The organism is Mesorhizobium abyssinicae, from assembly GCF_049887195.1.
Classification (GTDB): Bacteria; Pseudomonadota; Alphaproteobacteria; order Rhizobiales; family Rhizobiaceae; genus Mesorhizobium; species Mesorhizobium abyssinicae.
This window is the reverse complement of the sequence record NZ_JARAKC010000005.1, coordinates 238,776-260,019: the sequence shown is the minus strand read 5'-3', so window position 1 is coordinate 260,019 and position 21,244 is coordinate 238,776. Positions and strand designations below refer to the sequence as shown.

The 21,244-nt window shown below is 64.9% G+C and carries 18 protein-coding genes; 6 read left to right on the top strand and 12 right to left on the bottom strand.

All coding sequences use genetic code 11. The features are described 5' to 3' along the window. Positions 1-12 precede the first annotated feature (12 nt). The 8 genes from PU724_RS14185 to PU724_RS14150 form a co-directional block, all read right to left on the bottom strand. Positions 13-777, bottom strand: a complete 765-nt coding sequence (locus tag PU724_RS14185) for an ATP-binding cassette domain-containing protein (protein ID WP_292170790.1) — start codon at positions 775-777, stop codon at positions 13-15. Next, a complete protein-coding gene (locus tag PU724_RS14180) occupies positions 774-1,937 on the bottom strand; it encodes an ROK family transcriptional regulator (RefSeq protein WP_128346713.1) in 1,164 nt (387 codons plus the stop codon). The genes PU724_RS14185 and PU724_RS14180 overlap by 4 nt, the downstream gene beginning before the upstream one ends. A gap of 153 nt (positions 1,938-2,090) precedes the next feature. Beyond that, a complete protein-coding gene (locus tag PU724_RS14175; protein WP_354421448.1) occupies positions 2,091-2,846 on the bottom strand; it encodes an ABC transporter permease in 756 nt (251 codons plus the stop codon). Continuing rightward, positions 2,843-3,616, bottom strand: a complete 774-nt coding sequence (locus PU724_RS14170) for an ABC transporter ATP-binding protein (RefSeq protein ID WP_354421450.1) — start codon at positions 3,614-3,616, stop codon at positions 2,843-2,845. Before PU724_RS14170 ends, PU724_RS14175 begins: the two co-directional genes overlap by 4 nt. After that, positions 3,616-4,644, bottom strand: a complete 1,029-nt coding sequence (locus PU724_RS14165; RefSeq protein ID WP_354421881.1) for an ABC transporter substrate-binding protein — start codon at positions 4,642-4,644, stop codon at positions 3,616-3,618. Before PU724_RS14165 ends, PU724_RS14170 begins: the two co-directional genes overlap by 1 nt. 81 nt (positions 4,645-4,725) lie before the next feature. Then, positions 4,726-5,163, bottom strand: a complete 438-nt coding sequence (locus PU724_RS14160) for a VOC family protein (RefSeq protein ID WP_320255713.1) — start codon at positions 5,161-5,163, stop codon at positions 4,726-4,728. Position 5,164: 1 nt separating this feature from the next. Beyond that, positions 5,165-5,908 carry a FadR/GntR family transcriptional regulator gene (locus PU724_RS14155; protein ID WP_320255715.1) on the bottom strand — a complete coding sequence of 248 codons (744 nt, stop codon included), beginning with the start codon at positions 5,906-5,908 and terminating at the stop codon, positions 5,165-5,167. Next, complete coding sequence (locus PU724_RS14150) at positions 5,905-7,341, bottom strand: FAD-binding oxidoreductase (protein ID WP_354421451.1); 1,437 nt, start codon at positions 7,339-7,341, stop codon at positions 5,905-5,907. Before PU724_RS14150 ends, PU724_RS14155 begins: the two co-directional genes overlap by 4 nt. Before the next feature lie 209 nt (positions 7,342-7,550). On the opposite strand from PU724_RS14150, the gene PU724_RS14145 reads away from it, so the two are divergent. From PU724_RS14145 to PU724_RS14135, 3 genes are read left to right on the top strand one after another with little or no spacing between them, the layout of a single operon-like run. After that, a complete protein-coding gene (locus PU724_RS14145) occupies positions 7,551-8,729 on the top strand; it encodes a M24 family metallopeptidase (protein ID WP_426213260.1) in 1,179 nt (392 codons plus the stop codon). Then, positions 8,716-9,945 (top strand): M20 metallopeptidase family protein, encoded by a 1,230-nt coding sequence (locus PU724_RS14140; protein ID WP_354421453.1) that lies wholly within the window; start codon positions 8,716-8,718, stop codon positions 9,943-9,945. Before PU724_RS14145 ends, PU724_RS14140 begins: the two co-directional genes overlap by 14 nt. A 26-nt stretch (positions 9,946-9,971) precedes the next feature. Continuing rightward, on the top strand, positions 9,972-10,511 hold the full coding sequence (locus PU724_RS14135; protein WP_426213259.1) for an SMI1/KNR4 family protein: 540 nt from the start codon (positions 9,972-9,974) through the stop codon (positions 10,509-10,511). A gap of 94 nt (positions 10,512-10,605) precedes the next feature. Here PU724_RS14135 and PU724_RS14130 read toward each other — a convergent pair whose 3' ends face one another. Beyond that, the gene (locus PU724_RS14130) at positions 10,606-11,883 is read right to left on the bottom strand and encodes a M23 family metallopeptidase (RefSeq protein ID WP_354421457.1); all 1,278 of its coding nucleotides are present in this window, start codon (positions 11,881-11,883) and stop codon (positions 10,606-10,608) included. 141 nt (positions 11,884-12,024) lie between these two features. Beyond that, the gene (locus tag PU724_RS14125; protein WP_354421458.1) at positions 12,025-12,492 is read right to left on the bottom strand and encodes a peroxiredoxin; all 468 of its coding nucleotides are present in this window, start codon (positions 12,490-12,492) and stop codon (positions 12,025-12,027) included. A 96-nt stretch (positions 12,493-12,588) separates the two neighbouring features. Between PU724_RS14125 and PU724_RS14120 the strand changes: the two genes are divergently transcribed. Continuing rightward, positions 12,589-15,963 carry a YhdP family protein gene (locus PU724_RS14120; protein ID WP_354421460.1) on the top strand — a complete coding sequence of 1,125 codons (3,375 nt, stop codon included), beginning with the start codon at positions 12,589-12,591 and terminating at the stop codon, positions 15,961-15,963. Between the two features lie 9 nt (positions 15,964-15,972). Here the strand turns inward: PU724_RS14120 and tyrS are convergent, their stop codons facing one another. Continuing rightward, positions 15,973-17,226, bottom strand: coding sequence for a tyrosine--tRNA ligase (gene tyrS / locus PU724_RS14115; protein WP_127311176.1), 1,254 nt, complete (start codon positions 17,224-17,226; stop codon positions 15,973-15,975). A gap of 557 nt (positions 17,227-17,783) precedes the next feature. Here tyrS and PU724_RS14110 point away from each other — a divergent pair. Beyond that, a complete protein-coding gene (locus tag PU724_RS14110; RefSeq protein ID WP_292171874.1) occupies positions 17,784-19,427 on the top strand; it encodes an ArnT family glycosyltransferase in 1,644 nt (547 codons plus the stop codon). Between the two features lie 46 nt (positions 19,428-19,473). Next, positions 19,474-20,328, top strand: coding sequence for a phosphatase PAP2 family protein (locus tag PU724_RS14105; RefSeq protein WP_354421462.1), 855 nt, complete (start codon positions 19,474-19,476; stop codon positions 20,326-20,328). Between the two features lie 6 nt (positions 20,329-20,334). Here PU724_RS14105 and PU724_RS14100 read toward each other — a convergent pair whose 3' ends face one another. Then, the gene (locus tag PU724_RS14100) at positions 20,335-21,009 is read right to left on the bottom strand and encodes an alpha/beta hydrolase (protein WP_126054872.1); all 675 of its coding nucleotides are present in this window, start codon (positions 21,007-21,009) and stop codon (positions 20,335-20,337) included. Positions 21,010-21,244: the final 235 nt, after the last annotated feature.

Genomic DNA, 21,244 nt, shown 5'->3' with positions numbered 1-21,244 from the left:
CTCATTTGTCCCTCAGCTCGCCGGTCCGGCACCGGCCAGCGTCTCTCCGGTGATCATGTTGATTACCGCGTCGGGACTTGTCTTGCTGCGTGCGACATCGCCCGCCACGACGCCTTGCCGGATCACCACGATCCGGTCGGCGACCTGGAAGGCCTGTTGCATGATATGGGTGATGATAACGACGCCGATGCCCTGGTTCGCCACCTGGCGGATCATGTCGAGCCCGCGTCGGGTCTGCTCGACGCCGAGCGCCGCGAACGGCTCGTCGAGCAGCACCAGCTTGCCGCCCCAGTGTACGAAGCGGTTGAGTTCGATCGCTTGCCGCTGCCCGCCTGATAGGTGCTCGACATTGGTGCGCAACGACGGGATGCGGGTGCCGGCATTGGCGAGCGCCTTGGCGACCACGTCTTCCATGGCGCGCTCATCGAGCACGGGGACGCCGAGCACTTTGCGGGTGATCTCGCGGCCCATGAAGAAATTCGCCACCACGTCGACATTGGTGCACAGCGACAGGTCCTGGTAGACGGTCTCGATACCGGCCGCCTTGGCCTCGGCAGGCGATCTGGCGAGGAATTCCTTACCTTCGAACAGCATGCGGCCGGAGGTCGGCTCCAGCCCGCCGGCGATGATCTTGACCAGCGTCGACTTGCCGGCGCCGTTGTCGCCCAGCAGCGCCACGACCTCGCCGCGCCCGATCGAAAAGCTGATGCCCTTCAGCGCCTGGATGGCGCCGTAGTTCTTGGTGACGTTGTCGAGGACCAGCAGGGGTTCGCTCATGCCGCGATGTCTCCGCCTTTCAGGAGGTCGCCGCCGCGCTGCCGCTTGGCGGTGAAGATCTGGCCGAAGCGCGGCGACAGCACCCCGGAAACGGCAAGTGCCGCCGCGCCGCGCAGCACCGCATGCTGGCCGCCGCGGGCGACGACGATGCGCGGCGTGACGCGGTCCTTGCGGGCCGAGACCGAATTGGGCAGCTCGGCGGCTCCCGCTAGGCGTTCGAGCAGCGCCGGCGGCGCCAGCCCGCCGAGCACCACCGTCTCGGGGTCGAACAGGTTCTCGATGATGGTGATGGCGTTGCGGAAAACCGGGCCGACCTCGGCCACCCAGGCGTCGTCGCTGCCGTGCCAGCGTCCGCGCGCCTCGAGCGAGAGATAGCGCTCCAGGCAGCCGCGGTTGCCGCATGGGCAAGGTTCGCCGCCGAACACGACCGGGATGTGGCCGATCTCGCCGGCATTGCCCCAGGCGCCGCGCAGCACGCTGCCATCATGCACCATGGCGCCGCCGAGGCCGACACCGAAATAGAGGTAGTAGTAGTCGGAATATCCGGTGCCGAGGCCGTAGAGGCGCTCGCCCATGGCCGCGGCCGCCATGTCGGTCTCGAAGAAGGCCGGCAAACCCGTGGCCGTCGTCAGCCGCTCGCGCAGCGCCACGTCCTTCCAGCCGGTCATGGTCGTCGGGCCGATGAAGCTCATGGACTCGACGCCGAACGGGCCGGGCAGCGCCATGCCGACGCCAAGCACGCGTCCGCCCGCGCGCCGTCCGGCCAGGTCGCGGACCATGGCGCCGATCTGGTCGAACGCGTGGTCGGGCGTCACGTTGGGCGCTTCGCTGTGCATGCTTTCGATGACGTCGCCGCTGAGGTTGATCAGCGCCGCGTCGATGCCGAGCGGGGTGAGGTGGATGCCGACGGCATAGCCGCCTTCGGGATTGATCCTGAGCGTCGCCGGCGGCAGCCCGCGGCCTTTAGGCTCTTCACGCAGCGACAGGATGTAGCCTTGTTCCTCCAGTTCGCGCACGATGGTCGACACGGTCTGCACGGTGAGGCCGACGCCCCTGGCGATATCGCCGCGTGCGATCGGCCCGTTGAGGCGGATGGACTCCAGCACGATGCGCCGGTTGTAGGGCCGGCCGAACTCCTGATTTGTCCCCCGCAATGCCATGCCTTGCGCTCCCGAAGAGAGCAGAGCTTCGCACCGAAGATTTATTCAGTCAAATGGAATTCAAAAATATTTTAGTGTTGTGGACGGCTCCTGCCGGCGGAGACTGCGAGGGTCCGCGCCGGCGGCGTCGGCAGAGCGAAATGAAAAGCAATTTCAGTATTTTATGATGCGACGCTCAATCGCCACAACCAGGATGAACAGGGCGATCGACAACGACGACGACAGCACGATCGCCGCATAGAGCCGATCGGACTGGTAGTTGAAGCTCGCCTGGATGATCAGCGCGCCGAGCCCTTTGTCCGAGCCGATCCATTCGCCGACGATAGCGCCGATGACGGCGGTGGCGGAGGCAATCCTGAGCGAGGAGAACAGCATCGGCAGCGCGCGCGGCAGGCGCAGGCTCCAGAAAATCTCCGAGCGCGTCGCCGATAGAACCCTAAACAGCTCGTGCTCGCTGCTGCTGGCTGAATCGAGTCCGCGGATCATGTTGACCAGCGTCGGGAAGAAGCAGATCACCGCGGCAATGACGATCTTCGGCGTCATGCCGAGCCCGAAGATCAGGATGATGATCGGCGACAGCGCCAGGATCGGGATGGTGTTGAAGAACAGCACGATCGGGAAGTAAGCGGCCTGCAACACGCGGCTGTGCACGAACAGCACGGCGAGCATCACGGCGGCGAGGTTGCCGATGACGAAGCCGGCCAGCGCCTCGATCAGCGTCGGCCAGAGATTGCCGAGCAGCAATGCAAAGCTCTTCTGGAAGACGCCGAATATCGCCGTCGGCGTCGGCACGATATAGGCCGGCACGCCGAGCCACGGCAGCAGGAACTGCCAGGTGAACAGGATGGAGGCCGCGCCAAGGACGGGCAGCGCGATCGCCAGCGTCGGCGGCAAGGGTGCCTGTCTCATGACGCGCGCTCCAGCGCCGCGCGCAGTTCCGCCATGGCAGCGATGACAGCCGGATCTTCGCGCGAGCAGCGGTTGCCGTCCTGCTTGAACGGCCGCATATCGAGATCCTTGATCAGCCGCCCCGGATTGGCGGCAAGCACGATGACCCGCTGGCCGAGATAGGCGGCTTCGGCGATCGAATGAGTGACGAAAAGGATGGTCGTGCCGGTGCGCCGCCACAGCGCCAGCAATTCGTCGTTGAGGCGGTCGCGCGTGATCTCGTCCAGCGCGCCGAAGGGCTCGTCCATCAACAGCAGCCTGGGCTCGCCGAGCAGTGCGCGGGCGATCGCCACGCGCTGGCGCTGGCCACCCGATAATTGGTGCGGCAGGCGCTCGCCGAAGCCGGCAAGCCCCATCAGTTCCAGCAATTCCTCGCTGCGGTCCTCGATCTTGCGCGTCAGGCTGCCTTGCCCGACTGCAAGCGGCAAACGCACATTGTCGCGCACCGTGCGCCAGGGCAGCAGCGTCGAATCCTGGAAGACGAAGCCGACATCGCGGCGCGAGCGCACCGCATGCGGCGTGTCGCCAAGCACGTTGATCGTGCCGCCGAGCGGGTCGAGCAGGTCGGCGACCACGCGCAGCAGGGTCGACTTGCCGCATCCCGATGGTCCAAGGATCGACAGGAAGGAGCCGGCCGCGACCGTGAGGTCGAGGCCGGCGAGCACTTTCACCGCCGTCTGCCGGACGCCATAGCCGACATCCAGTCGGCTTGCCTCGATCGCGTTCGCCATCAGGCGGCGGGCGCGTCGAGCTTGGGCCGGTCGGCGGCCGACAGTTCGAGGATCTTGGTGGTGTAGACATCCGCGGCCGCCGGCCGGCCATTCGGGTACTGGCCGACCTTGTCGAGCAGCGCCAGCTGCTCCTCGATGGAGGCGGGGTCGAACGTGCCCCAGCCGTCCTTGGCGGTGGCGCCGTCGAAGGAAAGCTTGAGAACGAGGTTGATCGTCTTTTCCTCCCAGCCGAGATCCATCTCCGGATAGGCGGCGACCATCTTCTTCACCGCGTCCTGCGGGTTGGCATGCACCCAGCCCCAACCCTTGGCGACGGCGCCGATGAACTTCGCCAGCGTGTCTGCATTCTCCTCGATCGCCTTGTCGGTGGCGAAATAGACATCGGCGTAGGAACTAAGCCCGAGATCGCGCACGAGGAGGTCGATGCGGTCGTCGCCGACGACGCTCAGCGCCTGCGTGTTGGTGATCCAGCCGCCGATGGCGTCGACATCGCCGCGCACCAGCGGCGCCTTGTCGAAGCCGACATTGACGATGGTGACTTCCGACGGATCGATGCCGTTCTTGGCCAGGATCTCGTCGATGACGAACCGCGCCGTCGGCTGGATGCCGATCTTCTTGCCTTTGAGGTCGGCAACGCCGCGGATCGGTTTCGCCGGCTTCGAGGTGAAGGCATAGGGGCCGGTGCGGAAGCCGCAGGCGATGATCTTCACCGGGACACCGCTGGCGCGCGCCGCGTAGAGCTGCGGCGTTTCCGAGAACTGGCCGAGCTGGGCGGCGCCCGAGACCACCGGCGGCACGGTCGCTGCGTTCGGCCCGCCGGGGCTGAACTCGACCTCCAGTCCGGCGTCCTTGAAATAGCCGTTGGCGACGGCCGCGATATCGCCGATCTGGCCGTTGGACATCAGCCAGTCATACTGGATGACGACCTTGCCGGCCGCTTTGGCGCCGGGCGTCAGCACCAGCTGCATGCCGGCGGACGCGGCGGCAACGGCGGCGATGCCGGATTTCACGAAGCTGCGGCGGTTCATGTCGAAATGCCTGTTCCCACTCATTTTTCGCTCCTGTTGCAAGAGGTTTCTTCATTGCGCGCCGCTCCCACGGCGCGACGTCTACGGCTGTTCGTCGTGGTAGTCGCCGGGGCCGCCGTCGAGCCAGGCGTATAATTCCCAAAGCGTGTCGTCGGGATCGGTGAAGTAGGCGCAGCGCGCGTTCCAGACATAGTCTTGCGGCGGACCATAGAAGGGCACGCCCTTGGCGCTCAGCTCGCCATGCAGCCGGTCGATCTCGCCGGGGCTGTCGAGCCGCACCGCCACGCAGACCTTGTGCGCCTGGCGCGGCGATCTCAGCTTGGACACGCCGGTATGCCGGTTGATGTGGTCGATCTCCCAGGCGGCAAGCGTCACGCCCTCGCCATGGAAGTCGGCAAAACCCTCGGCGCGGCGGCGCAGCCGGAAGCCGAGCTTCTCGACATAGAACGCCACGGTGCGCTCGATGTCCTCGACGAGCAGGCAGACATCCGAAATCGCCTTTGTGTCCCCGATCGGCATTTTACTTTCCCTTGCCGGACTGTTTGTGCCGCGCTGCCGGCAGCTTGACGCCGACGCGCTCCGCCGCGCCGATGATGTGGGCGCGCATCGCTGCCTCGGCGGCGCTGGGATCGCCGGCGACCAGCGCCTCGTAAATGCGCACATGTTCGCCGACATTGACCTCGACCAGATCGTGCAGCGGGTTGGTCAGGCGGGCGTAGTGGATCGAGCGGCGGATCTGTTCGCAGACGAAGGAGATGAAGGTGTGGATGTAGCTGTTGCCAGTGGCGCGCGCGATCTCGCGGTGGAACAAGAGGTCCGCATCTATGCTGCCTTCCTCCCAGCGCTCCTCGCCGCTCATGCGGTCGAGCGCTGCCTTGATGGCGTCCAGGTGCTCCTGTCCGCGCCGCTCGGCGGCAAGTGCCGCGGATTCGGCCTCGAGGATGCAGCGCAGCTCGAACAGCCGCTCCATGTTCTCGCTGTCCTTCAGCGCCTCGCCGTCGATGCGGATCGAGGCGCGCTGCTCCGGCGCCAGCACGAAGGCGCCGACGCCTTGCCGGGCCTCGATCATGCCGTCGGCGCGAAGCTGGGCGATCGCCTCGCGCACCACGTTGCGGCTGACGCCGAATTTTTCCGAAAGCTCCTGTTCGGTCGGCAACCGCATGCCGGGGTTGAGCTCGCCCGATTCGATCTCGCGGCTGAGGAAGGCAGCGACCCGGTGCGGCAGCGTTTCCACCGTGCCGATGGCGGCCAGTCTTTGCTTCATGGAACGGTCTCCGTTGGCGGCAGCAGGCAGCCGGGGTTCATCAGGCCATCAGGGTCGAGCGCCTGTTTCAGCGCGGTGACGAGCCGGCGATGGGCGGGCGCCAGCCCGGCCCAAAAGGCGCGATGGCGGCTGCGGCCGATGCCGTGCTCGGCGCTGATCGAGCCGCCGAGCGAATTGGCGATGCGATAGAGGCCGGCGGTGATGTCGGCGCCCCGGCTGCGCGCCTCGCCTACGGCCAGGCCTTCCGGCGGCAGGACGTTGAAATGGATGTTGCCGTCGCCGGCATGGCCGTAGGCCTGCGGCAGCCAGCCCGGATGTTCCACGGCCACGAAGCGGCGCGCCTGGTCGACGAGGGCTGGGACGTCGGAGATCCGCACCGAAAGGTCGGTGCGCACATGGTAGCCGCGCTTTGCCTGGCCCTCGACCAGCCCCTCGCGGATCGCCCAGAATGCCTTGGCGTGGCCATCGCTGTCGGCAAGCAGGGCTTCTGCGACCAGGCCGCTCTCCATGGCGCCGGCGAGGAAATCGACCAGCAAGGCACGCAGGTCGACAGCGGCACTGGCGGAAAGCTCCATCAGCACATGAACCGGAGCCTCGACAGGCGACAAGAGATCGGCGTCGACCAGGCGCGCGAGATCGATGCATTCCTGGCCGATAATCTCGAAGGCCGAGATCAGGTCGGCGGTGGCCCGGCGCGCTTGCCGGAACAGCGCGACGGCCGCTTCGAAGGAGGCAAGGCCGAGATAGGCGGTCTCGATGCGGGCCGGCCTCGGAAACAGTTTCAGCTCGACGCCGGTGATGATGCCGAGCGTGCCCTCCGAGCCGATGAAAAGCTGCTTCAGGTCATAGCCGCGATTGTCCTTGCGCAGGCCGGAGAAGCCGTCCCACAGCTCGCCGTCGGGCAGCACCACTTCAAGGCCGAGGATGAGGTCACGCGCCATGCCGTAGCGCAAGACGTTGACGCCGCCGGCATTGCTCGCCGCATTGCCGCCGATCTGGCAGCTGCCCTGGGCGCCGAGCGCCAACGGAAACAGGCAGTCATGCGCCTCGCTGGCGTCCTTGATCGCCTGCAGGACGCAGCCGGCATCGGCCTGCAGCACGAAGTTGTCGGCGTCGACGAGGCGGATGCGGTTCAGCCGCTCCAGGCTGATCACCACAGCGCCACGCGCCTCGATGTCGATCGCGCCTGCCACCAGCCCGGTGTTGCCGCCTTGCGGGATGATGCCGAGGCCAAGCGCGCCGCACAACCGAACCACGGCCTGGACCTCGGCGGCCGATGCCGGCTTCAGCACGGCAAGTGCTCCGCCGCGATGATCGCCCGACCAGTCGCCGAGATATTTAGCCATGTCGGAGCCTGAGATGGCGACACCGCTCGGTCCGACAGCGCCTTCCATGGCGCTGAGGATTTCCGGCGAGAGGCGGTGAACGGTCATGAGCGGTAATGTCTGGATATCGGGTGATACATATCATCCTACAACTTAACCCGAGTCAACGACCTTCCGGGCGCGGCCGGAAATTACCGGGCATATCGGTCCAGGCCCTGTCCACGCGCCGGCTTGGCCGATTGCCGCTAGGTCAGAACCATTTCAAGGGTAGGCTGCGGCACGCCCGCGACTGTTGATCGAGCAAGGCATGGGGAAAGATGATCGAACTGCCATTCAAGCGCGACGAATACCAGCAGCGGCTTCGCAAGATCCGCGCCGAGATGGCAAGGCGCGGCGTGGAGCTCCTGATCGTCAACGACGTTGCCAACCAGCACTACATCACCGGCTATGACGGCTGGTCGTTCTACACGCCGCAAATGGTGCTGGTTCCGATCGAGGAGATCGAGCCGGTCTGGATCGGCCGCGCCATGGATGCCGCCGGCGGCCTACTCACCGCCTGGATGAAGCCCGAGAACGTTGTCGGCTTCCCGGAGGATCATGTCCAGCGCGCCGATCGGCATCCAATGGACTGGATAGCAGGCTGGATCGTCGCCAAGGGCTGGGGCAATCGTCACATCGGCATCGAGCTCGAAGCCTATTACTTTTCGCCGAAAGCGCATGCCCGGCTCGTCGCCGGACTGCCCAATGCCAGATGGCACGAAGCCGATCTTCTGGTGAACTGGATCCGCGCCGTCAAATCGGCGCCCGAAATCGAGTACCTGCGCAAGGCATCGAGACTGGCCGAGGCGGCTGTCGCGCGGGCCTACGAGGTCATCGCGCCAGGCGTTCGCGAATGCGACGCGATCGCCGCCATCCAGGCGGCGCAGATCGCCGGCAGTCCGGACTTCGCCGGCGACATCACCGCTCTTCCTCCGACCATCCTGGGCGGCGAGAATGCCTCCGCTCCGCACATCATGTGGAGCGACAGGCGGTTCGGAGAAAACGAGACGATCGCGCTCGAACTCGCCGGGGTCTGCCGTCGCTATGCCGCCGGGCTCGCAAGAACCCTGCAGCTCGGCAAGACGCCGACAAATGTCGCGGACACGGCAAAGGCGGTGATCGAGGGCATGGACGCGGTGCTCGAGGCGGCGAGGCCCGGAACCACCGCCGAAGCGGTGGAAGCCGCCTGGCGCAAGGTCATTCAACGCTACGGGCTGAAGAAGGAATCGCGCATCGGCTATTCCATCGGCGTCGCCTATCCGCCGGATTGGGGCGAACACACGATCAGCCTGAGGCCCGGCGACAGGACGGTGCTTCAACCCGGCAACGTCGTTCATTCTATTCTCGGCATGTGGATGGATGGCTGGGGCATCGAGATCAGCGAGACCATCCTGATAACCGAAACCGGCAACGAGACCCTGACCAGGTTCCCGCGAGAAATCCATGTCAAACCCTGAGGATAGCGCGATTGCCGCCCCGATCAGCATCGATGGCGCAATTCTCGACCGGATGATCGAGGTTCGCCGGCATTTGCATCGCCATCCGGAGCTTTCGAACCGCGAAGCGGCAACGCAAAGTTATTTGCGGGAGATGCTCGCCGGGCAGGGGATCGAGAATATCCGCGATGTCGCCGGCTATGGTCTTGCCGTCGATATTGTCGGTACCGGCCGGCCGTCGAACCGCAAAATCGCCATTCGTGCCGATATCGATGCCTTGCCGATCGAGGAGGAGTCCGGCGTCGACTTCGCGTCGCTCAATCCCGGCGTAATGCATGCCTGCGGTCACGATGCCCATGCCGCGATGGGGTTTGCGGTGGCCGCCCATCTGCATCGAACGCGCGACAGTTTCGGCGGCACCGTCCGCCTGATCTTCCAGCCGGCCGAGGAGGACGAGCCGTCGGGCGGCAAACGAGTGGTGGCGGAAGGGCATCTCGACGACATCGATGCCGCGCTCTGCGTCCACGTCGATCCTTATACGCCGTCGGGCAAGGTCGCCGTCGGTTCTGGTCCCTACACGCTGGCCTGCGACACGTTCGATGTCCTGGTTACCGGATCGGCCGCGCATGCGGCAAAACCCTATGAAGGCATCGATGCGTTGACTGTCGCCTGCTCCATGGTGGGCGAACTGCAGAAGATCGTCTCGCGCGAGACCAATCCTTTCGATCCGCTGGTCATTTCGGTGACCGCCATCAATGGCGGCAATGCCTACAATGTCACGGCCGGCAGAGTCGCTTTGAAGGGCACCATCCGCAGCGGCAATGACGCTACTCGCGAGCGCGCCTGGCGCCGGGTTCGCGAAGTGCTGGAGGGCGCCGCGGCCAGCCACGGCGCAAAGGTGAAGGTCGACATCCACAGGGGCGAGCCCGGCGTCGTCAACGATGCCGAGATGGCCGAACTGATCCTTGCCGGCGCCAAGGCCAGCATCGGCGCGGAGAATGCGCTCAACATGCCTGGGTGGAGCATTGCCGACGATTTTGCCTATTACAGCGAGAGAATTCCGTCGGTCTATTTCCGGCTCGGCATCCGCAACGAGGACGTCGGATCGGTCTTTCCGCTCCACCATGCCAAGTTCCGCGTTGACGAGGCAGCCTTGAAAAACGGCGCTCTCACCTTGGTTTCGGCAGCGACGGTGTTTCTGTCGGGGCAGCGGGAAAGTCCCGGCGCAAACCGCTAGCTGAATTCATAACTGGGCTCACCGAAATGGTTTGGGAAGCGGGCGTTGCCATGCGTCCCCAAGCTGCTAAGTCTACTTCGCGTTGGAAAATAGCGAGCATGTCACTTTCGCGATTTGTTGAGAAGTGGACTACCCCTAGCTATCCCCCTGCGTCAGTCTTAGAGGGGGATTTGAGTGCCGCTGAGCAGCAGATAGGCGTCCGCTTTCCCGAAGACTATCGACAAGCGGTACTCGACGTGGGATTGCCTCGGCCGACAATCGCGCTTTTGAACGCGATCGTCGTGCGTGGGCTGGATCTGCATGATCTCAGCAACTTCTATTCTCCGAAGGAGATAGTAGAGGAAACGCTTGGCTGGCGCGAGATCGGGATGCCTGATCGGCTTATCGCTATCGCCAGCGACGGGTCCGGAAACAAGTTCTGCTTCAATGCGGACCAGCTTGGCGGTGACAGCGCCGACAGGCGGGGAATTTGGTTCTTCGATCACGATTTTGGAACCGTCGATCAGGTTGCGCCAAGTTTCCATGCCTGGATTGACGCCTTTTGCGACGTCGAGCCATGCCACTAGAAAGCGAGCTGAGATCCCAACCGGTCTGTTGCCATGGTCCAACTCGCGTCAATGTGGCTGTGGCTGCGCGCCTATGAGTCTACGGCCTAGCTAGCTAAAGGTACTGCGCGACCTTCTTGCCGACGGTCAGGAAGCGCAGCGGGTCGACCGCTTCGCCATTGTGGCGTACTTCGTAGTGGAGATGCGGGCCGGTCGAACGGCCGCTGCTGCCGGTCTTGCCGATCATATCGCCGGCTGCGAGCTTCTGGCCGACCGTGACGTCGATCTCGCTCAAGTGCCCGTAGCGCGTGGCGAAGCCATTGCCATGGTCGACCTCGACCATGCGGCCATAGCCGCCGTTCCAGCCGGCCTTGGTGACGACGCCGGCCGCTGTGACCTTGGCGGGCATGCCCATCGGCGCCCTGAAATCCATGCCCGAATGCAAGGCCGCGGTGCCGAGGATCGGATCGGTGCGCACGCCGAACGGGCTGGTGACGGAGTGACCGGGGGCGGGGTTTGCAAGCGGCAGCCGCCGCGCTTCCTTCTTCAAATGGTCGAGCGCATCCAGCGCCTCGTCCAGTTCCTTGACCTTGCTGTCGAACATCGTCGACGCGTTGAGCGGGATCAGCGGACCGCCGACATCGCTATCCTTGCCGAAGACGCTGTCGACTGGCAGGCCGGCGGCCGCGAGCGCCTGGGTGATGGCGTCGGCATTCTTGTAGGCATTGTCGGCGAGCGTGGTGACGCGGCTGAGTTGCTCGCTCTCGATCGCCTTGAGCGACTGGTTGATCGACACGAACAGCCTGTCGGCGCGGTCGGCGGCCGAATCGCTGGGCAGCGGATCGGAGCGTGTCGACCACAATGAGAACGGTCTTGTGTCGCCGGCACCGAGGCTGGCGATCGAATAGGTTGACTGGGCGCTGATCACCTCGGCGCGCTCATCCGGCTTGGCCGCCGCGGCGCCATCGGCGGCGGACGCGGCACCGACTTCGCTTTCAGCGCGCTCCAGGATCGGGCCAAGGCGGCCGTGACGCTGGCTGAGCTGGGTCTGGCGCTCCAGAAGCTCGCTCACCTTGGTTTCCATCAGCTGCTGGTCGAGGAGCTGGCGGCTGGTGATGCGGTCGACCTGGGCGCGAAGCGCCGATATGCGGTCCTCGTAGGCCTGTTGCATGCGCGCCTGCCGGGCCGTCGTGGCCCCGATCAGGTCGTCACGCAGCACCAGGTAGGAGGTGGCAAGCAGGTAGCCGATGACGATAGCCGCCAGCGCCGAGCCGAGAAAGGCAGCAAGCCAGGGGCGGATGGTGAAATGCCTGATTTCATTGCCCCGGGCGATGATGACCGTATGGGGCTCCTTGCGTTTACCGAAGACCGCAGACTGACCGGTTGGGTTCACGGGACCAAGCTTTCGTTGTGACGCCACGAAGAGCCTGATTACACATTATTAGGGTTAATAAAGCTTTGCCGGGCCGAATGCGGCGATAACCAATGCTCGCAGAGCGGGCATCAGGTTGCGGCGAAGACCTTCGAGCAGGCCTCAGAGCGCGCGCACGGCCTCCAGCACCGCTTCGGCATGGCCCTTGACGCGGACCTGCCGCCAGATCCTGGCGATGCGCCCGTCCTTGCCGATCAGAAACGTCGCCCGCTCGACGCCCATATATTTGCGGCCATACATCGTCTTCTCGACCCACAGATGGTAGGCCTCGATCACCCTGCGCTCCTCGTCGGCGACCAGATCGACGGTAAGGTCATATTTCTGCTTGAATTTGTCGTGCTTTTTGATGCTGTCGGGGGACAGCCCTATGACCACGGCGCCGGCCTTCTCGAAGTCCGGCTTTAATTGCGAAAAGCTGATCGCCTCATTGGTGCAGCTCGTGGTGTCGTCCTGCGGATAGAAATAAAGTACAACAGGCTTTCCCAGCAATGCGGCGAGGCTGAGCGACCCGCCACCGTCGCGTGGAAGATCGAATTGCGGCGCAAGATCGCCTACGTCGAGATCGGCCATGTCGCTGCCCTTGTTTGAGGTTACGCGCGAAGCCGCATCGATATAGTGTCAGACGGGGATTCGTCCACGATCGAGTTCGCTACAACGGAAGATTGCGTGGATCAGGAAGAACCGCAGCACGAGAAGATCAGGTTCAGGCGTGACGAGATCACCGACCTGGGGACTTTCCCCTCTGCTTGCACCGTGCCGCCGCTCGGCCGCGCCAGGATAGGCCGAGGCTTCCGCATCCTTGCCCGCGTGGTCGCCGGGTTCAGCGCTCTGGTGCTGCTGGCCGCTGCCGCGGTCTATGTGCTCGGCGCGTCCGGCATCGGCACCGAGCGGCTTCGCGCCGCGGCGGAAGCCGCCATCGAGAAACTGGCCGGCTTCGATGTCGATGTCGCCGTCGGCCCGGCGCGGCTGACGCTCGACGGGTCGAGCTTCATTGCCTTGCAGGTGAGTGACGTCAGCCTGAAGACCGCCGGCGGCAAGCCGATCGCCGATGCCGGCCGTGTCCGCTTCGGCATCCGGCTGATCCCGCTGCTCTCGGGCGAGGTGCGCCTGACCAGCGCCCGGATTTCCGACGCGCATTTCATGCCGGCGGCGATGCCATCCACTGGCGGCGACTGGACGGCGTCGCTTCGCAACGCGGATGGCCTGGTTGATCCGGACAAGGTGGTTGCCGCGGTCTTCGCCAATGTCAACCACGCCCTCGATGCCGTGCGCGAGGATTCGATTCGCCAGGTCGATCTGCGCAATGTCGAGTTCGTTCTGTCGGACACCAGTCCGGTCAAGCGGGTCACCGTGGCCAATGCCACTGTCCTGCAGACCGGCCCAGGCAGCATGCAGGCCTCCTACGACGCCGATGTCGATGGTCGCGCGCTCACCATCGCCGCCTCCGCCGCCCGCGATACTGCAACCGGGCGGGTCACGGCGCTGGACGCCAACGTCAGTCTCGCCGCCGACGCCGGAGCAGGGACCGGTGGCAAATTGGGCGCCGTCACCTTGAAATTGACAGGTGTGGAAGGAGCAGCGGAGACGAAGTCGCGTCTGACGGCCTCGCTGTCGCTGGCAGGCTCCGTGCTCGATCTCGGCTCGCGCGGGCAGCTGCCCGCCGACGTCGACGCCAATGCCACCCTTGTCGCCGGCGCCAACAAGATCGATGTCACCCGCCTTCTGCTCAAGACCGGCCGCTCGACCTTCGACTTCGCCGGCTCGATCGGACCAAAGCCGGCAACCGCTGGCGAGGAACCCGCCTATCGCTACGACCTGACCAGCGACGGCTCGAAGCTCTCTCCGTCGGAGTCGCCCGAGCCGGCACTCGATTTCGTGGCTCGCATCGCCGGGGTCTATCAGCCGAAGAGCAACAAGCTCATCGCCGAGAAGATCGGCGTCCGCTCGGGATCTTCCAGCGAGGTGCTGGGCACGGCCTCGGTCACCTTCATCGACAATGGCCCGCCGGGCATATCTCTCTCTCTCAACATCCACGACATGCCGGTCTCGCATGTCAAGCAATTGTGGCCCTGGTTCTCCGCCCGCAACGCCCGCCTGTGGGTGCTGAGCAATCTGTTCGGCGGTCGCGTAGTCGACGCCACCCTGCAGTTCCAGGTCGTGCCGGGGCGGCTCGGCAACGGCGTCCCGCTGTCCGCCGACGAGGTGTTCGGCCGCTTTCAGGTCGAGGGTTCGCGCTTCGACACGGCCGGCCGCATCCCGCCGATCCGTGACGCGGTGGGCGTCGTTTCCTTCCGCGGCAACGATGTCGACATCGCGCTGTCGTCGGGCAGCGTCTACATGGCCAGCGGCCGCACCGTGGCGGCCAGCAACGGCACGCTGACGGTCAAGCAGGCCAACCACTCGCCGGTGATCGGCGCGCTCGACATCGACGTCGCCGGCGAGGCGCCGGCGATCGCCGAGCTCGCCTCCTACGAGCCGATCAACGCCATGCGCCATGTCGGCCTGTCGCCGGAGGATCTCACCGGCACGGTCACCGGCCACGTCAAGGCCGATATTCCGCTGACGTCTGGCGTCGACACTTCGAAGCTCAACTGGCTGGTAACGCTGGACTACAAGGACCTGTCGCTCGCCAAGCCGTTCGAGGACCAGACCGTGACGGAGGCCGACGGCTCGATCACCGTCGAGCCGAAACAGGCGGTGATCTCGGCCAAGGCGCGGCTGAACGGCATTCCGGCCGAGCTCGACATCGTCGAGCCGCTTGCCGATGACGGGCCACCGCCCAGTCGCAAGGTCGAGCTCGTGCTCGACGACAAGACGCGCGCCACCGCCATGCCCGGCCTGTCGCCGCTGCTTTCGGGGACCATCAAGGTGGCGATCGACAAGAGCGACGGCGACGAACAGAACGTCTCGGCTGATCTCACCAGCGCCAGGCTCGATATCCCCTGGGCTGGCTGGAGCAAGGGCGCCGGCGTCCCCGCCAAGGTCACATTTGCAATGACCAAGTCCGGCGGCACCACGACGCTCTCCGATTTCGACCTCGACGGAAAGAGTTTCTCCATCGACGGCGACGTCACGCTGGTCAATGGCGCCTTGTCTTCGGCCCGCTTCAGCAAGGTCGCCCTGAACAGGGGCGACGACGTCGCGGTGACGGTGAAGCGGTCGGGCAAGGGCTATGCCGTCGATGTCAGCGGCGAGGCGCTCGATGCACGCTCGCTGATCAAGCAGTTCACCTCCGATGTCGACACCGCCACCAAGACCACCGGCACCGACGCGATTTCCGTCGACGCCGATGTCGGTTCGCTGACCGGTTTCCATGACGAGGTGCTGTCCAACCTCAAGCTGAACTACAGCGCCGCGGGTTCCCGGGTGAACGGCCTCGAGGTCAGCGCGACGGCGAGCTCCGGCGCGGCCATTACCATCCGCAACACGACCGCCGACAGCAGGCGGGCGCTCAGCATGAAGTCGGCCGACGCCGGCGCCATACTGCGCTTCCTCAATGTCTACGAGCATATGGAGGGTGGCTCGATCACGCTGTCGATGGCGGGCACCAGCGACGGGCCGATGAAGGGTCAGGTCGATGCCACCAACTTCTTCGTCGTCAACGAGCCGAAGCTCGCCTCGATCGTGTCGACCACGCCGGCCGGCGACACGCGCAGCCTGAACCAGGCGGTCAAGGCCGATATTGATACGTCCAGGGTCAAGTTCGAGCGCGGCTACGCCGAGATCGACAAGGGCGCCGGCTATCTGAAGCTGGCGAACGGGGTGCTGCGCGGCGAGCGCATCGGCACCACCTTCCAAGGTACGCTCTACGACCAGAACAACAACATGGACATGACCGGCACCTTCATGCCGGTCTATGGGCTGAACCGCATCTTCGGCGAACTGCCGCTGTTCGGCCCGCTGCTCGGAAACGGCCGGGATCGCGGCCTGATCGGCGTCACTTTCCGGCTGAGAGGCAATGCCAACAAGCCGAGCCTCGACATCAACCCGCTTTCGGTAATCGCTCCCGGAATATTCAGGTCGATCTTCGAATACCGCTGAGGCGGCGCGTCACACCGGCCGCGCCAGGACGTGTTTTTTCTTGCCAACTGAAAGCTTTACGACGTTTTCCGGACTCAAATCCTGAAGCGTCACAGTCCGGCGGTCGTCCGCGACCGGCTGGTCGTTGAGGCGCACGGCGCCGCCCTGGACATGACGCCGCGCCTCGCCATTGGAGGCGGCGAGCCCGGCGGTGACCAGCAGCGACAGGATGCCGATGCCGGCTTCGAGCGCGGCCTTGCCGACTTCGACGCTGGGCAGTGTGTCGGCAAGCGCGCCTTCCTCGAAGGTCTTGCGCGCGGTTTCGCTTGCCGTTTCCGCCGCCTCGCGGCCATGCAGCATGGCGGTGATCTCGGTGGCGAGGATCTTCTTCGCCTCGTTGATCTCCGCGCCGCCGAGCTTTTCGAGCCGCGCGACCTCGTCGAGCGGCAGCGTCGTATAGAGTTTCAGGAAGCGGCCGACATCTGCGTCCTCGGTGTTGCGCCAGTACTGCCAGAACTCGTAGGGCGACAGCATGTCGCCGTCGAGCCAGACCGCGCCCGACGCAGACTTGCCCATCTTGGCGCCCGACGAGGTGGTGAGCAGCGGCGTGGTCAGCGCGTAAAGCTGCGCGTTCTCCATGCGATGGCCGAGGTCGATGCCGTTGACGATATTGCCCCACTGGTCGGAGCCGCCCATCTGCAGGCGGCAGCCGAGACGCTTGTAGAGTTCGACGAAGTCGTAGGCCTGCAGGATCATGTAGTTGAATTCGAGGAACGACAGCGACTGCTCGCGGTCGAGGCGCAGCTTCACGGAATCGAAAGCGAGCATGCGATTGACCGAGAAATGCCGGCCGACGTCGCGCAGGAAGTTGACGTAGTTGATCTCCATCAGCCAGTCGGCATTGTTGATCATGACGGCGTCGCCGGCGCCGCTTCCGAATTTGAGGTAGGGCGCGAAGTTGCGGCGGATGCCGGCCAGATTGTCCTCGATGTCCTGCGGCGTCAAAAGCTTGCGCGCCTCGTCCTTGAACGAGGGATCGCCAATCATCGAGGTGCCGCCGCCCATCAGCGCGATCGGCCGGTGGCCGGTCTGCTGCAGCCAGTGCAGCATCATGATCTGGATCAGCGATCCGGCATGCAGGCTCTTCGCCGTCGCGTCGAAGCCGATATAGGCGCTCACCGTCTCCCTGGCGAAAAGCTGGTCGAGGCCGGCATCATCCGAGGTCTGGTGGATGAAGCCGCGCTCGCTCATCGTGCGCAGGAAGTCGGACTTGAAGGCGGACATTTTTGCTTTCCCGGAGATCGCCCGGCCGCCAGGCCGAGCGTGACATGAAGGCGCGCGTTTAGCATCAGTGGGCGATCAGCAAAAGTGGTTTCCGGTTTTGCGACTGTTAGCCTCCCACTCCCGCGCCGCGTGCGAGAGATTGGCAGGGCAGGTCGAATTTGCCTCCATCGCCCGTCCACCGAGCGCTGGCGCCGCCCCTCACCTGCCTGCCGGCATCCTCTCCCCGTATAGTGACGGGGAGAGGGGGCTGTCATCACTGGTTTCGCGACTCGCCAGCGGTGGGAGAAGGGCGCCAACATTGCGGCCAGCCCCTTCTCCCCGTCACTATACGGGGAGAAGTGCCCGGCAGGGCGATGAGGGGCGGCGCCGACTTCGACAGTTGGTGTTCTCAGCCACAAAGTCGGAAACCATCACTGGATTGAAGCTATTGCCCTGGAGAGAGGGCCACTTCTTGCCTCGGGGTTGCGGCTGGCGTAATGAGGCGCCCGCGCAAAGGGCCAAGCCCAGGCGCCGCGACGGGGCACCATCCCGCAAATCGAGATCCGGAAGCTCCCGCGATGAACAGAAACTACATCATCCTCTTTCTGTTCAGCCTGGTGATGACCGTCAGCGGCCTCGCCAGCCTTCCCCCGATCGACCGCGACGAGTCCCGTTTCGTCCAGGCGACCAAGCAGATGGTCGAGACCGGCGACTATGTCGATATCCGTCTGCAGGACGTCACGCGCTATAAGAAGCCGATCGGCATCTACTGGCTGCAGTCAGCTGCCGTGGCGCTGAGCGGCGAGGGGGCAGCCGCGCCGATCTGGGTCTATCGCCTGGTCTCCATGCTCGGTATCGCGCTTGCCGTCGTCGGCATCGGCTGGACGGGCACGAAACTGTTCGGTGCCAATGCCGGTCTCGCCGCCGGCTTGATGATGGCGGCGATCTTCGCCACCGCCTTCGAGGGCCGCGACGCCAAGACCGACGCCATGCTGCTTGCCTGCTGCGTGGCGGCGCAGGGCGCGCTGGCGCAGGTCTATCTCGCCGCGCGCCGCAACGAGCCGGTCGCCGGCCATCTGCCGTGGATCTTCTGGATCGCGCAGGGACTTGGCCTCCTCATCAAGGGCCCGGTGGCGCCGCTGTTGTCGCTGCTGACGGCCGCCGCGCTGTTCGCCTTCGATCGCGACTGGCGCTGGCTCCTCAAGCTGAAGATCGCCCGCGGCGTCGCCATCGTGCTCGCTATCGTGCTGCCGTGGATACTTCTGATCAGCTGGAAAAGCGGCGGCGCCTTTTTCCAGGAGGCGGTCGGCAAGGACATGCTGACCAAGGTAGCGCAGGGCGAGGAATCGCATGGCCTGCCGCCCGGCTTCTACATGCTGACCTATTCGCTGTTCATGTGGCCGTTCGGCCTGATCGCGGTCGGCGCCGGGCTGCAGGCGATCAACCGCTTCTGGGATGACCCGCGCCTGCGCTTCTGCCTCGCCTGGTACATCCCGTTCTGGCTGGTCTTCGAGGCGATCCCGACCAAGCTGCCGCACTATGTCATGCCGGCCTATCCCGGCATGGCGCTGCTGATCGGCTGGCTGCTGACATTGAAGCCTGAGGAGGCCAACGCACCGTTGAAGCGCTGGCAAAGCTGGCTGTGGTGGGCGACCGCTTTCGGCCTTGCTGTGGTCAGCATAGGCCTTGCCGTCGTCTGCATCGGCGCGCCGATCTATCTCGCCAGGACGTTTTCGTGGTGGAGCATTCCCGCCGCACTCGCCGCGCTGGCAGCCGGTTACCTGGCCTTCCCGCGCAAGCTGCAGGTGCCGCTCGGCCGCATCGGTGCCATCGCCATCTGCGCCGGCATCACCTTTTCGCTGCTGTTCGGCGTCATCGCGCCATCGCTGAAGCCGATCTGGCTAAGCCCGGCGATCAAGGTCGCGGTCGACGCCAACCGGCCATGCGACACCACCGTGCTCGCCTCCGCCCAGTACCATGAGCCGAGCCTCGTCTTCCTGGTCGGAACCAGGACCGTGCTCACCGATGTCGACGGCGTCGCGAAGCACCTGCTGGCCGATCCCGCCTGCGCGATGGGACTGGCATCGGTCAAGGACGAGCAGAAGCTGAACGAATTGCTGGCGGCCCAGGGCAAATCGGCAAACCGTCTCGCCGAGATTGACGGCCTCAACTATTCGTCGGGTGACAAGCTGGCGCTCGGCCTCTACCGGGTGGCCAAGTGAGGAATGGCGTCGGCCCTCGAATGCCCCTATAAGCTCGCGCCCAGCCATGCTCCCTAGCCCGCCCAAGCTTTACCGTCGCTCGCTCGGCAACTTCCTCGACACGTTCCGCATCGTGAGGAGGCGCTTTGCCGTGCGTGCGGCACGCTATCCCGAGATTCCATGGCTGGTCTGGGTGTTTGCCTGGCTGCTGCTCGCGGCGGCGGTCTTCTTCAGCCTGGACAGCGCCGCCGGCAGGATGCGCGGGGTGTGGACGCCGGGCTTCGTCCATTTCACCGACTTCTTCACCGATTTCGGCCTCGGCGGCTGGTACCTCATTCCCGCAGCGCTCTGCCTCGTCGCCGCCAATCTGACGGATTGGCGAAGCCTGTCCATGCGAACGCGGCTTTTCGTCTACAACTGGACCTGCTTCGCCTTCCTGGTGCTTTGCGCCGTCGGCCTGTCCGGCCTGGCCGTCAATCTCTTGAAATACGGCATCGGCCGGGCGCGGCCGCTTTATTTCACCGATTTCGGGGTGCTGTCGCTGCACCCCTTCGCCATGGATGCGCGCTTCGCCGGCTTTCCCTCCGGCCATGCCACGACGATGGGCGCGGTGTTCGGCGTTCTGTTGCTGCTTTTCCCGAGGCGCTGGTACATCGCGCTGGCGGCCACCGCCTGCATTGCCTCGACACGCGTATTCGTCGGCGCCCATTATCCGAGCGACACGGTTGCCGGCTTTGGGCTGGGGCTGGCTTTCGCGATCGCCACGGGGCTGGTCTTCGCCCGGCTGGGTTTCATCTTCCGCCGGCCGTCGTCGCAACGGCCGGAGCGCAAGAGGACATTCCGGCTGGGATGGCCCAACGCAGCCCGGCGCCGCGAATTGATGGCGAAGCAGAGCGGACGGCTCAGCGCCGACCACCCATAAGGCGCTTTATCTCAGCCGCTTCGGCCTCGGATCGGCCAGCTCGCCCGCCAGCCTGCGGTCGAGATAGTCGGCGCATTCCTGCAGCAGAAGGTCGGCGTCATTGGCGAAGAAATGGTTTGCGCCCGGCAAGGTCTTCTGCGTGATGGTGATGCCCTTTTGGGTATGCAGCTTGTCGACCAGCGCCTGTACGTCCTTGGGCGGCGCCACCTTGTCGGCGTCGCCGTGGATGATGAGGCCCGACGACGGGCAGGGCGCCAGGAACGAGAAGTCGTAGGTGTTGGGCTGCGGCGCGATCGAGATGAAGCCCTCGATCTCCGGCCGGCGCATCAGCAACTGCATGCCGATCCACGACCCGAACGAATAGCCGGCGACCCAGCAGCTCTTGGAATCCGGATGCAGCGACTGCACCCAGTCCAGCGCCGCCGCCGCGTCCGACAATTCGCCGGTGCCGTGGTCGAACTCGCCCTGACTGCGGCCGATGCCGCGGAAATTGAAGCGAAGCGTGGTAAAATCGCGCTTCTGGAACATGTAGAAGAGGTCGTAGACGATCTTGTTGTTCATCGTGCCGCCGAACTGCGGGTGCGGGTGCAGCACGATGGCGATCGGCGCGCTCTTTTCCTTGGAAGGCTGGTAGCGACCTTCCAGGCGACCGGCCGGACCGGCAAAAATGACCTCAGGCATAAAATACTCCACGTGGCAAACGAACGCGCTCAGCCCGGAACAACTCTTCCGCTGGCCCCAGCTTCTGTGGCCTTGACGCCGGGCAAGCGTCTTCTTAGAAGCTAGTTTAGAATTGTTCAAAACTGGGTGGCCGAAACCCGCTGGCTCGACCGCCCTTTCCGCAAGCCGCGTAAATAGGACGGCTTGCCTTGCGATTTCAAGGAAATAACGCGCTACCCTTGGCGAATGGCTTTCG